The organism is Streptomyces sp. V1I1 (assembly GCF_030817355.1).
Lineage (GTDB): Bacteria > Actinomycetota > Actinomycetes > Streptomycetales > Streptomycetaceae > Streptomyces.
The window spans coordinates 7,631,360-7,645,704 of record NZ_JAUSZH010000001.1; the positions used below are offsets into that span (position 1 = coordinate 7,631,360).

Sequence of the window (14,345 nt, forward strand, 5' to 3'; positions counted from 1 at the left end):
CGTCGCTTCCACTGCAAACTAGAACTCCAGTCGGCCCTCTCGTTTCAACTGCTCCAGCCGCTTGCGGAGTCTTTCGAGATTGGCGAACGGCCGGCCAGGCCTTCCTCGGCGTGATGCCTTCAGCCTGTTGATCACGCTGCTGATGTCGGTGAAGTCCGCCTCATCGCGCAGCGCGACGATGGCGTTGACGTAGGGCTCGTCCACCTGCAGGACAAGCCGCATACGGTAGAGGTCGGTCTCGCTGTTGATGTCGATCTCCGACACCTCGTCGGGGATGGGTGGCTCCTCCAGAGGGCCGATCGAAACGGTGTTCACCGGTGTGTCGATCTTGTTCCAGTCGCTGCGGCTGTCGCCGCGCTTCCCGGGCTTGGGCTTGTAGCGGCCCCAACTCGCCTCGATCGAGCTCGGGAATCCGGGCGGACGCGTGTCTCCGGGGTAGCGGCTGTCTCCGGCCTTCTCGCTCCAGTACTGGATGTTTATCGAGTACCAGGCGATGTCCTTGCCGCTGCTGATCTCCGCGGCCGCAGGGGCCTCGACCGGCCGGAGTGCCATGTTCTTGTACTGCCTGGCGGGTACGAGGTTCTCGTTCTCGATGGTTCCGCCCAGTTCGCGCGGCAGAAGATGCGTACGACTCCATCGCTCGTTGTCGTTGCCCGTGTTGTCGATGTGGTCGTTGATGTACCGGAATCCAATGGCATCGGGAGTGCGCTGCCTAGCCTCCTGGCCTTTCCGGCCGAACTCCTTGTTGAGGTACTCCGCTGTGAAGCTGGAGATCAGTCTGTTGTCCCTGAAGTTCGGAGCCTTGACCGGCGGGAGCTTCTTGTCCGGCTGTTCCGTGTCGAGGTAGTCGACGCCGTCTCCCTGGTCGAACTCGCCCGGAATGACCGGCAGTGTCGGGTTGAGTTTGGCCATCACTTGGAAGTGCGGCGGATTCAGCCTTGACAGGTCGGTGAGTCGGAACCAGCGGCGCAGTCCAGCAAGGAGTCCGAGGTGCGTCATGCGATGCATGCCCGGCCGCAGTTTGCGTTCCTCAATGGGACGGATCCTGGCAACAGCCCTCGCCAGGCGTGCCTGCTTCGCTTCCGGAGAGTTCTCCTTCTTCCTGCGCTGGTCGCGGCTTTGCTTCTTGTGGTTCGTACGCCTTTTCTTCTCGTCGCGCATGCGGTCGCGCTTCTTCTTGAAGAAGTCGCGCACCTTCTTTGCGCTGTTCTTGAGCGCCTGGCCGACCTTGCTCTTGCGGAGCTTCTTGCCAAGGGACTTGCCCGCGTTGCGTACCTTCTTCAGTGCTGACTTGACCTTGCCCTTGATCTTCTGAAGCGCCTTGCCCAGCGGAGACTTCGACTTGCGTGGCTTCGTCCGCTTCGGGGCCTCGGTTTCTTTCTTCTTCTTTGGCGCGTCGGGCGTCTTGTCCTTGGTCAGGTCAGGCTTCTGGTCTGGTGTTCGATGCTTGGTGGGTGTGGAGTCGCGGCCGCCTTCCTGTTGGCTCTTCGCCGACTCCTTGTCCTTGTGCAGCTTGTCCTGGGACTCGTCCCGGCTCCGGTCTCGCTCCTTGTCCGGAGTCTTGCTCGTCGGCCTGTCATGGCTCGTGGTCTGTGGGCTGCGGTTCGCCCCCGGCCCCCGGTCCGTCGACGTCGAGCGGTTCTTCGGGACCCTCGGGCCCTTCGGCTTTGCCGGGCCCGTCGGCTTCCTCAGCGCCTCCTGGGCACTACGCACCGCGCCCCGGGCCTTGTTCACCGCGTCGCCCGCCGCCTGCTTCGCGCCCTTGCCTGTCTTTTTCAGGCCCTTCATGATCTTCTCGGCCATCGCCTTGAGGCGCTTGCCCACGCCCTTCGTCGCACCCGCCAGACGGATCATCAAGAAGTTGGCGATGAAGTCCAGCAGCGCCACGATCCCCGCCGCGACCGCCTCCGCGAACAGGCAGGCCGCCGGGCCCGCCTTCACCGCCTTCAAGTACGCCCAGAACTTGCTGAAGGCGTTCAGGATCGAGCTCAGGCTCTGCCACGCCGCCATCAGGCCCTGCACGATCGTCAGGATCGCGCCCGCCGCCGGCACCAGCATCGAGACGACCTTCTCGATCACGATCGACGCGATCATCATCGGCAGCGACGCGATGATCGCGTCCCACGCCATCTTCCCGATCTGCTTGATCGAGACGCAGCCCTTCACCAGGACGTTGATCACGGCCTTGCCGAGCCCGAGGATGCCCTCGACCTTGGTGTCGAACCACCGCTTGACGCCCGTCTTGATCGCGCCCCAAAGGTGGTCCTGAATACCGGACTTCGCCGAGCTGCCCGCCTTGCTCAGCCAGCCGCCCGGGTCCGGGGCGATGTCCGCGACCAGTGCCGCGAACTTGCCGAGCGCCTCGATCGCCGCCTGGGCGAACTTGATCGCGCCCAGGATGACGGCCTGGTAGAGCTTGATGATGGCCTTGATGCCCGCCTCGAGCACGTCGAGGAGTTTGTTCAGGCCCGCGGCAAGGGCATCGAGCAGGGCGTTCACGGCCTTCTTCAGGCCGTCCGCCAGCTCGTTGACCTTCGCGATCGCCTTGTCGCGCAAGCCCTCGATCGCCTTGCGGAACTTGTCACGTAGCTCCGGGAAGGCCGCGAGCAGCACGTCTCCGATGGCGATCAGCGCGTCCGCCAGCACGTTGATCGCCTTGATCGCGAGGTCGCGTACGAAGTCGATGGCCTTGTTGGCCCACTCCTTGAACGTGTCGATGATGCCGTTGACCGCCTTGCGCGCGGCATCGAAGACTTTCGTGACCGCTTCCAGGAGCGCGGTGAAGAATCCCTTCACCTTGTCGGCGATCCAGCCGAAGAAGCCGCCCGACGGCTTCTCCTCTTCCTTCTTCTTCTCGGCCTCCTTCTCTGCGTTCTCGCGCTCCGTGTCGATCTGCTTGTTGTCCTTGTCCTTCCGCTCACCTACTTCCTTGTCCTTGTCGTCGCGGGCTTTGACGATCTCCTTGTTCTTGCTGGTGTGTTCCTTCTCGGACTTGGTGTCCGCGTCCTCGATCTTCGTGTCCTGCTCGGCGCGCCAGTTCTCGCGCTCCCGCTGAGCTTCATCCGCGGCCCGGCCCCGCTCGGCCGTCTGCTTCTCCGTGTTCTGAGTGACCTCGCGGTCGATCTCGGTCTGCTTCTCCTGCTTGGCCTGCTGCTCGCCCTGCTTCTGTTCCTTCTCCTTGGCGACCAGATCGCCCTGGGCCTGGCCCGCGGCCCCCTGGATCTCCGAGCCGCGTTCCTGCTTGGCGACCGCGCCGACACCGGCCTTGGGCGCGGACCCGGCCTCGAGACCGCCCCCGCCGCCCCGCTTTCCGCCACCCGTGGCCTTGCCGACCAACTGCTCCTGGGGCGCGTTGGGGAAGATCTGGTCCTCGCCCATCGGCTTGGCCGCGTCCTCACGACCCGTGCTCTGGATGTCGGACTGCTTCTCCTTGAGCGCCTTGGCCTGGTCGTCCGTGCGCTTCGGGTCGCTCTCGCCCTCCAGCCTGATCTTGGGAGCGGGGCCGACCGTCTTGTTCTGCAGTTCCGGGTCGACGGTCGGGACCGCGTCGGCCGCGGCTTCGACGTTCTTCGCCTCTTCAGCGGTCAGCTCGGCAGCCACCGGCGCAGGCGGCGGGGGAGTGTTGTCGGTGGGCTTCGCGCCCTCCGCCTTCTCGCTGCCCTTGGCCTTCTGCTTCTCGGCCTGCTCCTCGGGGCCCAGTTTCTCGACCTTGCCCGTCACCTGGGCGGCGGGCGCAGCCGCCTGTGGCGGAGCCGACTGGGTCTGGGGCGCGCCCGAGGGGCGTTCCCGCGTAGGCGGGTTGGCGGCCAGGCGCCGCTGCTCCTCGCCGACCTTCTTGTCCGCCGCGGCGTCCACACCGGGCATTGCGGCCGCCGCCTGGTCCGGCGCCAGCTTGCTGACCGTACCGATGGCGGCCTTCGGGTCCTGGCCCGAGACGTCCGGCGGCTCCTGCTGCTTCTCCTCGGGAGCTGCCCCACCGCCTCCGCCGCCGCAGCTGCCGCCGCCCTCGTCCTTCTCCGCCGCGGGCTCCGGCGGGGCGCAGCCGCCCCCGTCCTTCTCCAGCGACGCCTCCGGCTGGGCCTTTGCCCCCTCCGGCGCGGGAGCGCCGAACTTCCCGGGGCTTTCCGCCTGTTCAGCCGCGGGGCTCACGGCGGCCTGCGCGACCGACGGTGCGCCGCCAGGTCCGGCCGCGGCGCTCGGCCCCGCCGTACTGCTGCCGCCGATCACACCGCTCGGCGCCGCTCCCGGACCGCTCTCCTTGGGCACCGAGCTCTTGGGCGCCGACGCCTCGTGGTCGCCCTTCGCGGAGTCCGCGACCCGGCGCGCGGCGGGGGAGGGCCTGCGGTCTTCTACCGAGGTCCGTTCCGTGTGTGCGCCCGCCGGCGGGGTCGCGGACGCCGCCGTACTGGTGGCAACGCCCGCGTCCGGCGCACCCGTCGAGGAACCGGCAGCCCCCGGCCGGGGCTTGGCGTCCTGTTCCGCCTGCTCTTTGCGTTCCTCCTGCTGGTCCTCGGCGCTCTTGGCGTCCGGCTGCTCCTCGCCGTCGCCGTCGCCGGAGTCCGAGTCCTTCTCGTCCGCGGCCCGCTGCTGTTCCGGATCCTGCTTCTCCGCCTCGGGCTCCGGCTCCTGCCTGCCGTCCGTCTCCGGGTCGGGGCCGACCTCCTGGTCCACCGGCTTCTCAGGCTGGAGGTCCTTCTCGCTGCGGTCCCCTGCCTCGGCCGCCGGGCCGCCTTCGGGCTGCGGCGCCTCACCCTCGACCGGGCCCATCTCCGCACCGGGCGGCTTGGCCTCCGCCTCCGGGGCGTCCTCGTCCTCTTCTTCCTCGGCATCGTTCTCCCGCTGTTCCTGGACCTGTTCGGCTTTCGTCGGCGGGGGAGTGGGGAAGGTGGGCACCGTGGCCGTGGGGTTGTCCGCAGTCGGAACGGACGAGACATCGAGGTCGGTGTCCGGCAGATAGTCCTCGGGCTTCAGCTCGGCCTCGCCCGCGCCACCGCCCTTGGCCCGGTCGCCCTCCTCGCCGCCGATCTCCTTGTCCGCGCCCGCCTCGAGCCCAAGCGGTTTCTCTTCCTCGCGCGGGTCGCCCTCGTCCTCGTCCTTCTCGTGCAGGCCGTGCTCGGACAGCGCGCTGTCCCGCTGCTCCGCCCGCTCGTCCACCTTCTCCGGGCGCACAGGCCCGGGCTGCCCCTTGGCCTTCGGGTCGACGTTCTCCTGCTTCGACCCGTCCGCGGGCTTGTTCGCGTCGTCCTTGCGCTTGCGCTTGTCGGCACCCGGGGCGTTGGCCTGCTCGGGGTCCTGCTCCTCCCGGTCCCGCTGCTCCTTGCGCTCCTCCTTCGCCTGCTCGGCGTCCTCCTGCTGCCCCTGCGCCCGCTTGTCGGCGGCCTCGTCCACCCGCTGACGGTCCTGGCCCTGCTTCTCCTCTTCCTGCTGCTGCTCCTGCGCGGCCTGCTGCCGGGCCTGGGCGCGCTCGTCCTCCTGCTCCGTGCGCCGGGCGGCTTCCGCCTCCTCGGCCGCGGCGTCCGACTGAGCCCTGCTCCGGTCGCCGCCGCGCGTTTCGTCGCGCGCCTTGGCGTCCTTCTGCTCCTCGAGGGCGTCCTCGCCCCTCTTTCCCTTGGCCTCGCGCCCGCCCTCTTCCTTGCGCTTCCACTGGGTGCGCTCGACACCCAGCAGTTCGAAGAGGTCCGTCTCCGGCTCGGGCACCTCGGCCGGCTGGAGGTCTACCGGCTTGGCTTCGGACTCCTCGGCGAGGTCCAGCAGGCGGTCGTACTCGTTCGAGAGCAGTCGCACTTCCAGCCGGTCGAGCACCGAGTCCTGCAACTGTGGTGACATCCGGGCGAGTTGGAGGCGTACGCGGCCCGACAGGTCCGCCGGATCGCCGCGCAGTGAGCGCAGGACACCGTTCGCCAGCCGGTCCACCAGCGTTGCCGGGTCCAGCTGCTCCATACGGTTGCGGTCGGCGTCGACCGTTGCGTAGCGGAGCCAGCCGGGGGTGGCCTGGTCCGGCTCCACCTCGGGGGCCTGCTCCTCGTCCCGTACGAGGGCCTGGGCCGCCGACTCCGCCTCGCGCTCCATCGCCTGTTGCGGCAGGCTCACCGCACCCAGATCGCGGCCCGCACGCAACGCGCCGAGCCCGTCCGGGTTCTGCACCGTGTGCAGCAGCTCATGGGCGAGCAGCCGCTGCCCGTCCGCAGTGCCCGGCCGGTAGGTTCCCTCGCGGAAGAAGATGTCCTGGCCGACCGCCACCGCGTCCGCGCCCAGCATCTCCGTGAGCGCGCCCGCGTCCCGGTCCGTGTGCAGCCGCACTCGGCTGAAGTCGTGGCCGAGCTGCTCCTCCAGCTCCCGCCGTACGCTCAGATCCAGCGGCTGTCCGGCGCCGCTGACGATGTTCTTCGGCTCCGGGGTACGGGACTTGGCCCGCTCCTTGCGCTTGCGCCGCCGTTCGGCCTGTGCCGCCTGGGTGTCCTGGGCATGGGACGTACTCATCGCGGCTCACCCCGACCCGAAAGACCCGCGTGCACCGCACGTGCCAGCGCCTCGCCGAGCCGCCCCGGCGAGGTGGTGGCGGGCAGCGGCGGCAGCCCGGACAGCGCGTCCAGGGCCCGCCCGCCGTCCGCGGCCAGCGGCACGCCCCGCTCCCGTACCAGCCGGGCCAGCTCGGCCTCGAAGGCGGCCGACACCCGGTCGGGGTCAAGCCGCTCGAAACCGTCGAGCACCAGCTCGCCGATGTCCACACGAACCGTCCGTGGAGCCTCGTTCAGATCGTTTTTCAGACCCATCCGTGGACCTCCGAGGGCGTCAAGGAGCGGTCCAGCTTGAGGTATTCGGTACGCGCCGCCTCCAGCATGTGACGCATCTGGAGCCGGTCGCCCTCCTCCGCCGCGAGGAAGGCGCCCGACAGCGCGATATTGCGGATGGAGCCGCCCGCCACCGTCAGCCGGGCCAGCAGCTCCGGATCGACGCCCTTCATCGGGGCCCGCGCGGGCAGCACCCGTCGCCAGATCTCGGCGCGTTCGCTCTCGCCGGGGAAGGGGAAGTCGACGACGAAGCGGATACGGCGCATGAACGCGGTGTCCAGCGCCTGCTTCATATTGGTCGTCAGGATCGCGAGGCCCCGGTACGCCTCCATCCGCATCAGCAGATAGCTGACCTCGAGGTTGGCGTACCTGTCATGACTGTCCTTGACCTCGCTGCGCTTGCCGAAGAGGGCGTCCGCCTCGTCGAACAGCAGCAGCGCGCCGCCGCGTTCGGCAGCGTCGAAGACCTTGCGGAGGTTCTTCTCGGTCTCGCCGATGTATTTGCTGACGACTTGCGAGAGATCGATGATGAAGAGATCGAGACCCAGCTCCTTCGCCATCACCTCGGCGGCGAGGGTCTTTCCGGTGCCGGAGCCGCCCGCGAACAGCGCGGTGACGCCGAGGCCGCGGCGCAGCGTCGCGGCGAAGCCCCACTCCTGGTAGACGGTCGAGCGCTGACGCACATGCGCGACGATCTCGCGCAGAATCCGCAACTGCCGCTCCGCCAGCACCAGATCGCCCCACGCCGCCTGCGGCTCGATGCGCCGGCCCAGCTCGTCCATGCCCATCCGGGCCTCGGTGAGTCCGGCCCGCCAGGCGAGCCCGGTGGCGTCCAGCTCGTCCTCATCGGGCAGATCCCGTACGACGGCCGCGCCGGCGGACCGGATCAGATGCGGCGGCAGCGAGAACTGCTCGACGAGATCCTTCAAGTCCTCCTGTGACACCTCCGGTACGGCCTCGAACGCGTCCGCCCACACCCCCAGCTGCTCCTCGGTGTCCAGCGCGGGCACGGTCACGCGCTCGCCGCGCGGGCGGGCGGTCTGCCGCGGATCGGGGCTGGAGACGACGAGCGGGACGGCCGCGCTCTCGATGAACGCGTCGGTGGCCGCGGCCTGTTCGCGGTCGAGTTCGCCGACCTCCACGAGCAGGGCGGCGGGCAGCAGGATCGCCTCTCGCTGCCACAGACGGGCGAGCCGGTCGCGCTCCACGGGGTCGGTGGGCATGTCGTCGGCGGCCATCGCGTACAGGCCGAGTCCGGAGCGGCGGGCGGCCGCGGCGGCGATGTCGGCACGGGTCCGCAGATCGCCGCCGACCAGCTCGACACGCAGCGGGGCGTGCGGGCCCGCTCCGGCCCAGCTCGCGGCCACCCGGCTCGCGGCGAGGTCGTACGAGGCGGGCAGGGACTCCGGTACGGGCGTACGGCGCAACAGCCCGTGCAACCGGGAGTCCAGGTAGGGCGAACCGACCAGGAAGTGCAGGATGCGCTCGTCGAGCCGCAGCCGGGAGGTGGTCAGCCGGGTCTCGTCGTCCAGCTCGACGAGCCGCCAGCGGCGCAGCGGGGCGACGGGCGTGAGAGCGCTCCAGTGCGGTCCGCCGAGCGCGGCGAGGGCGAGCGAGAAGGTCGGGTACGCACGCTCCGGGTCTCCGCAGGCTGCTGCGCACCGGCCGCCGGTGGTTGGGTCGAGCTCAGCGCCTGCGGCGAGCAGGATCACGTCACGCTCGAAGGGACTCAGCCCGAAGCAGGCGACGAGCGCGTCAAGGGTGGCCGGCCCGCGGACGGCGGTGAGCTCGGGGGTCCCTGGGGCGGCTGCGAGGCGGTCCTGGGATGCCGGTTCGCCGCCGTCTGCCGCGGTGGGGGTGTTGCCTGAGGCAGCGAGGTCGCTCCGCCGCAGGGGCGCCGCGGCGCTCGCATCGCCGTCCTGCCGCGCGGGCCCCTGGGTAGCGTGCCGCTGATCCGTGTCGCCCCGCCCGGGTACAGGCCGTCCCTGCGGCCGAGCCGCATGGGCGTCCACGCGGGCGAGCACGGATCGTACGGCCGCGAACAGCGCCCGCCCGTCCGCACCGGCGTTCGCCGACGCACCAGTCGACTCGTACGTCCCCATACACTCACCCGCCCCCGTGTTGCGCACCTGCCTCAGCTCTCCTTACCGTCCGTATCCGCGTCCGCGCCTGTTCCCTTGCGGGGCCGAGAGGGCGCGGCACGTTTCGCGGTGGTCTTCGCGGTGCGCCTCCTCGCGGGAACGGCCGCCTTGGACGCCGCCTCAGGCGCAGGCTCCGGATCACGCTGCGGTTCCGGCGACGGCTCCGAACCGTCCACCTCAACCGCCGCCCCCGCCGCGCCCGACGGCCTCGGCGGCACCGGCGCGCCCGGCGCCCCGAACGGCAGCACCCGCACCGTCCTTCGCTCCACCGGCTTCGCCGGGACCGGTCGCTCGCGGCCCTCGATCAGGACCAGCGACGCCTGGTAGGCCACCGACAAGGTGTACGGGGTCTGGTGCAGCATCCCCCACAGCTTCGACGTCTCGTCGATGTCCATCACCGTCGGCGTGAACCGCACCCTCTGTGGCGACTCGGCGAGATCGCTGCCTGCCAGATACGGACGCTCGGCCGCCAGCTCGATCAATTCCTTCGGCAGGACCGGCATTTCGTGCAGCGTCCGCACCACGCACCCGATCAGTCGCTGCCCGACCAGCTCCGCCTCCTCCCCGTACGCGCTGATCAGATAGTGCAGATCCAGCGCCGCGGCAGGGCGCTTGAGCAGCGTGCCGTCCGAGGCGCGCGTCGGCAGGTCGGTGTGGCGCATCGAGGGGTTCGGCGTGACCTGGTACAGGAAGACATTGATGGTCGGGTCGGCCGGCGGCTCGGCCGGTGGCTTACGGGTGTCCACCTTGACCGCGATGTCCATCTCGGGTCCCAGATTGTTCTCGATCAGCAGGGCCAGCGCCTGGGTGACATTCGCGATGGCGAGTGCGTTGCTCATGACGTCAGTCCCTCTTCTCGCCGCGCGACAGATAGTCGTCCAGGGTCAGCGCGGGTGCGCGCCGGCCGGAGTGGTCGGGGCGGCCGCCCGCGGGGCGGCTCGCGCCGGGCGGTGGTGCCGCGCTCACTTCGAGTCGGCCGATCTGTACGTGTACGACGCGCTCGGCCGGCCGCGGCGCACGCCGTCCCACCCCGCTCAGGGCCGCGCCACGAGCGGCGGCGGTGTCGGCGCCGCGCGGCCGGGCCGGAGCGGTGGCGGCCACCGGGGGAGCGGGCTCACGGGGCGCGGGAGCCGACGGCGTTCGCGGCGCATCGGTCACCGCAGGCACCCCGGCCCGCCGCGCCGAGCGCGGAACGTCTGCGGCCGGACGCGCCGTCGGAGAAGCTGCCGCGGCGGGCCGCAGCAGCGGCCCGGCACTCTGCGCCGCCTGAGCCGCGGGCAGCTCGGGCTCCCCGGCACGGGCCGCCTCGGTCCGTACGACGGTGTGGTGGTCGGTCCGCACTTCCCGCTCGTGCCGGACCAGCTCGGCAGGACCGAAGGCGGGCCCGGGCGCGGCCGGAATCAGCGCCGCCGGCGCATCCGGCTCCGGCGGCCCGCTCCGCAGCGCCTCGACCCGCTCGAACGGGCCGGGCAGCCGCGGCCGGACCCGCGCCGCAGCGCCACCGGCCGCCGGCACCGGCGTGTACCGGGCGAGCAGCCGGTCGAAGTAGTCAGGCATCTGCGCACAGCTCCAGGTAGTAACGACGCCGCAGCGGGCTGAGCGCCAGAATCTCCGGCTCGCTCCACCCGTAGGCGGTGGCGAGCAGATGGACGTCGAGCATCAAGTCCCGTGCCCAGGTGTCCAGTTCGGTCCATAGATAGGAGGTGATGTCCAGCTCGGCCGGGGTGGCCTCACCGCACTGGGGACAGGCGATGTTCAGCGTCACATCGGCCGTCGGATCCGCCTCGGCCGCGGTCGCGGCGAGCCGTTGCTGCACGTGCTCCGGCAGCAGCGAGGCCAGCCGCTCCGGCGGAACCGCCTCCCCGTCCCGTACGGCCGAAACCGTGCAGCGCGCCACGAGCACCTGGCGCGCCTGAGCCGGATCCCGCACCGCGCCGGCCGCCGCGAGGTCGGCGACGGTGGGCAGCCGGAACTCGACCGCCCATTCGCCCTCCTCCACTCGCAGCGGCCCGTCCGGCGTCCGCGTCCGGGTGCCGAGCCGCGTTGCGTCGAGGTCGAACTCCATCGCCTCGCCGCACGACGCACACTCGACACGGACCTGCATGCGCTCGCCGAACAACGCCCGGCGCAGCGCGAACAGATCCGCCTCCCGCTCGCCGACCGGCATCGACAGCAACTCGTCGGCGCCGGCCCCCGGGCGGGCGGCCCGGTGCAGCAGCAGGGAGCGACCCGAGTCGTGCTGCGCAAGACCGGCTTCCCAGGTGGCGAGCAGCTCGGCCGGCCCCGTCGGCGTCATCCCTCATTCCTCCGGTGCGACAGGCCGTGCTCAGGCCGGATGGGTGAACGAGGGCTCGACCGGCTCCTCCACCTCGTAGTCCCGCTCCCAGCCCTCGCATTCGAGCTTGACGCTCTGGATGGCGACGGCGTTGGCGTTGGCGTCCAGCTCGCCGAGCACCTGGTACTCGCTCACCCAGGCGCGGTACAGCTTGTGCGAGACGGCCACCTGCCCGGCTTCGTTGAGGACCTGGATGATGATGTCCTTGCGGAAGTCCCGCAGCGAGACCTCCGAGCCGAGCCCGGCGCCGACCTGCCAGACCTTGTTGGCCCAGCGGTCGAACTCCGGGTCGTGGGTGACGCCGCGTTCGAGCGTGACGCCCTCGAACTCGGAGCGGCCCGGAGACTTGCGCGGTGAGCTCGGGTCACCGCCGTGGCGGTGCTTGACCACTTCGGTGGTGCGCTTCAGAGGACTGATCTTGCTGATGCCCGCGACCGTTCGACCGTCCCAGAGGACCAGGAACTTGAAATTCTTGTACGGGTCGAAGCGATGGGCGTTTATCTGGAACTCAGCCATCGGTTTCCTTCGTGTTCCTTTTCCTTGGGTTACGAGAGGTCGAACTGTCCGGCCATCTGCTGGATCTTGACGATCACGAACTCCGCCGGCTTGACCGGCGCGATGCCGATCACGACATTGACCACTCCGGCGTCGATGTCGGCGTCGGTGGTGGTGTCCTTGTCGCACTTGACGAAGTACGCCTCGCGCGGCGTGCCGCCCTTGAACGCGCCCTGCCGGAACAGGTCGTTGAGGTACGCCGACGCCTTCAGCCGGATCTGCTGCCACAACTGCTCGTTGTTCGGCTCGAAGACGACCCACTGCAGACCGCGGTGCAGGCTCTCCTCGACATGCAGCGCGAGCCGGCGCACCGGCACGTACTTCCACTCGCTACTCAGCGCGTCCGCGCCCTCGAGCGTGCGCGCGCCCCACACCAGCGGACCCACCACCGGGAAGGTGCGCAGGCAGTTGATGCCCAGCGGGTTGAGCAGCCCGTTCTCCCGGTCGGTGAGCTTGACCGTCAGCGACCGCACACCGGCCAGCCGCGCCTCTGTCCCGGCCGGCGCCTTCCATACGCCGCGCTCGCCGTCGGTCCTGGCGATGACGCCCGCGATCGCGCCCGAGGGCGGGAAGGAACGAAGCCGCCCCGTCAGCGGGTCGGTGAGCTGCAGATGCGGGAAGTACAGCCCCGCGTGACTGCTGCGCACGGGCTCGAACGCGCCGATCCCGGCCCGCGCCGCGTCCACGCTGCCCCAGGTCGACGGCGAGTCGACGAGCAGGAAGATCCGCCGCTCCCGGCACAGCTGCTCGGCGGCGGACAGCACGGTGACCATGTCCTCGGTGGACTCGTACGCCGAAAGCTCCGGCAGAGCCAGCAGGTTGACGTCGTCCACGTCGCGCAGCGCCTGTACGCCGGTCTTGCGCGCCTCGCTGCCGATGAGGTCGCGCGGCCCGGGCGGGTCGCCGTCCTTGCCGCCCTGGAGCGGGAAGACGGGCGGGTTGACCGAGGCCTCCAGGCCCAGGTCGTTGGCGCACTCGCCGATGAAGCGGACCACGTCGTCGGGGTCGACGGACCCGGCCACGACCTGGAGGCGGCGGCCGAAGGCGGTGACCTCGGCTCCGGCGAAGGCGTGCTTGCCGGGGGCGTCGGGCAGCGCGCGCAGCTTGCGCTCAAGAAGCAGGGCGAGCTCGGTGACAGTGCGCGGCGGCTCGCCGTCGTGGTCGGGCTCGTAGAGCGTGAACTCCCGCTCCACGTCTCCGATCTTGACCTTCAACTCGACATTGAGGTCCGGCAGTTCGGCCGAGAACGGCTTGGAGACGGTACCGGAGGGGTCGGGCCGGTCCTCGTCGAGTGCCTTGACCCGGACGAGGGAGGAGCCGGCATTGACGACCGTCTCCACGAAGCGGCCGTGGCCGGAGTGCATCGAGAGTCCGGTGAAGGACTCACGGGCGCCGCCACGGGCGTCGAGGATATGCAGGTTGAACGTCTTGTCCGGGGTGGGGGTGTCGTGGTCGACGGCCACCCGCAGGCCCGAGCCCCAGACGCCGGGCTCCTTGGCGTGCACCTCCAGCACCGGGCACTCGCTGTGCCCCTCGGTGGAGTGGAGCGTGACGCACGCTTCCTCGCCGGTGCCGGCCTTGGCGACACGGACGATCACCGCGACCGTACCGCCGTTGCCGAAGAACTGGTGCACCGCGTAACTGACCGCGCTCTGCGAGGTGAGTCCGCCGAAGCGCCGCTCGAAGTCCGCGAAGCTGGTGACCCGCACTGGTTGGTTGAGCGGACCCCGGCGGGTGTGCCCCACGAACGCGGTCACCGACGTGGTGACCGAGGCGATGGTCCGGATGCTGCTGGGAAGTTCTTCGATGTATACGCCGGGATAGCCCATGTGCGTCGGCATTCCCCCTCCATTCCCTTCGCGCACCAAGAGATGAGGAGGGAGGTGAAGAAACCACGCGTATGCGTCCAGCAGGCATACGCGCTCATCACTGCATTCCCCCGTCACACACCCCGTGCGATATCGGTCTCGCAGGGCCATCGGCATGTGCCTGTGCTTGTGGCTCCTGATGCATGAGTGCCTCTGGGGAGTCTGGTTCGCCGCTGAAGGGTCGGTCAAGAGACCGATTCAGTCATCCGGTGATCATTGGCTGTGCGGTGATCGGCGGCGATTTGGCGTGGTCAGAGGGATATCGCCGGTCGAATATGGAGAGGTATTCACGATCGCTTCACAGGAAAATGCCATCAGGGGTGGGAAACAAGCCGAATGCAACTGACCCCGGCGCGCCGCCTTGTGTCCAGTTCGTGAGAAATGACCAACTCCAACTCCCCTTCGGCGGGGCGGCGTTGGCGGGAAGGCTCCCTGGTCGAGGCGGGAATCCGGTCGTTTGGCCGGTCCTGCGCCACGACCCGGCTGCGCCTGGGGCGATGCCTTCGGGTGCAGTGAAAATCAGGACGAAGGCTGTACTTCTCCGGTCTCCCGTCTGCCTTCCGTCGACGGTTGCGACATGACCCGTTGACACTCGTGCGGCACGGCGGTATCCCGAACCTTCTTCACCTTCTCCGGTGCGTACGGGAAGGCCGGC

8 protein-coding genes are annotated in these 14,345 nt (G+C 69.8%); all 8 read right to left on the bottom strand.

The genetic code is table 11. From position 1 onward, the window contains the following. Nucleotides 1-18: 18 nt before the first annotated feature. From QFZ67_RS35750 to QFZ67_RS35785, 8 genes are read right to left on the bottom strand one after another with little or no spacing between them, the layout of a single operon-like run. Complete coding sequence (locus QFZ67_RS35750) at nt 19-6,480, bottom strand: DUF4157 domain-containing protein (protein WP_307665186.1); 6,462 nt, start codon at nt 6,478-6,480, stop codon at nt 19-21. Then, nucleotides 6,477-6,728, bottom strand: a complete 252-nt coding sequence (locus tag QFZ67_RS35755) for a hypothetical protein (protein ID WP_307665187.1) — start codon at nt 6,726-6,728, stop codon at nt 6,477-6,479. The genes QFZ67_RS35750 and QFZ67_RS35755 overlap by 4 nt, the downstream gene beginning before the upstream one ends. A gap of 35 nt (nt 6,729-6,763) precedes the next feature. Continuing rightward, nucleotides 6,764-8,893 carry an ATP-binding protein gene (locus tag QFZ67_RS35760; protein WP_307665188.1) on the bottom strand — a complete coding sequence of 710 codons (2,130 nt, stop codon included), beginning with the start codon at nt 8,891-8,893 and terminating at the stop codon, nt 6,764-6,766. Between the two features lie 32 nt (nt 8,894-8,925). Next, nucleotides 8,926-9,771 carry a DUF4255 domain-containing protein gene (locus QFZ67_RS35765; RefSeq protein ID WP_307665189.1) on the bottom strand — a complete coding sequence of 282 codons (846 nt, stop codon included), beginning with the start codon at nt 9,769-9,771 and terminating at the stop codon, nt 8,926-8,928. A 4-nt stretch (nt 9,772-9,775) separates the two neighbouring features. Further along, nucleotides 9,776-10,489 carry a hypothetical protein gene (locus QFZ67_RS35770; protein ID WP_307665190.1) on the bottom strand — a complete coding sequence of 238 codons (714 nt, stop codon included), beginning with the start codon at nt 10,487-10,489 and terminating at the stop codon, nt 9,776-9,778. Further along, nucleotides 10,482-11,228, bottom strand: a complete 747-nt coding sequence (locus QFZ67_RS35775) for a hypothetical protein (RefSeq protein ID WP_307665191.1) — start codon at nt 11,226-11,228, stop codon at nt 10,482-10,484. The genes QFZ67_RS35770 and QFZ67_RS35775 overlap by 8 nt, the downstream gene beginning before the upstream one ends. Nucleotides 11,229-11,258: 30 nt before the next feature. Continuing rightward, on the bottom strand, nt 11,259-11,783 hold the full coding sequence (locus tag QFZ67_RS35780; RefSeq protein WP_030352235.1) for a phage tail protein: 525 nt from the start codon (nt 11,781-11,783) through the stop codon (nt 11,259-11,261). 29 nt (nt 11,784-11,812) lie between these two features. After that, a complete protein-coding gene (locus tag QFZ67_RS35785; RefSeq protein ID WP_307665192.1) occupies nt 11,813-13,663 on the bottom strand; it encodes a phage tail sheath C-terminal domain-containing protein in 1,851 nt (616 codons plus the stop codon). Nucleotides 13,664-14,345: the final 682 nt, after the last annotated feature.

Coding starts and splice junctions, on each gene's coding strand:
- QFZ67_RS35775 (WP_307665191.1), bottom strand. CDS start 11,228: ATGACGCCGACGGGGCCGGCCGAGCTGCTCGCCACCTGGGAAGCCGGT.
- QFZ67_RS35780 (WP_030352235.1), bottom strand. CDS start 11,783: ATGGCTGAGTTCCAGATAAACGCCCATCGCTTCGACCCGTACAAGAAT.
- QFZ67_RS35770 (WP_307665190.1), bottom strand. CDS start 10,489: ATGCCTGACTACTTCGACCGGCTGCTCGCCCGGTACACGCCGGTGCCG.
- QFZ67_RS35750 (WP_307665186.1), bottom strand. CDS start 6,480: ATGAGTACGTCCCATGCCCAGGACACCCAGGCGGCACAGGCCGAACGG.
- QFZ67_RS35765 (WP_307665189.1), bottom strand. CDS start 9,771: ATGAGCAACGCACTCGCCATCGCGAATGTCACCCAGGCGCTGGCCCTG.
- QFZ67_RS35760 (WP_307665188.1), bottom strand. CDS start 8,893: ATGGGGACGTACGAGTCGACTGGTGCGTCGGCGAACGCCGGTGCGGAC.
- QFZ67_RS35785 (WP_307665192.1), bottom strand. CDS start 13,663: ATGCCGACGCACATGGGCTATCCCGGCGTATACATCGAAGAACTTCCC.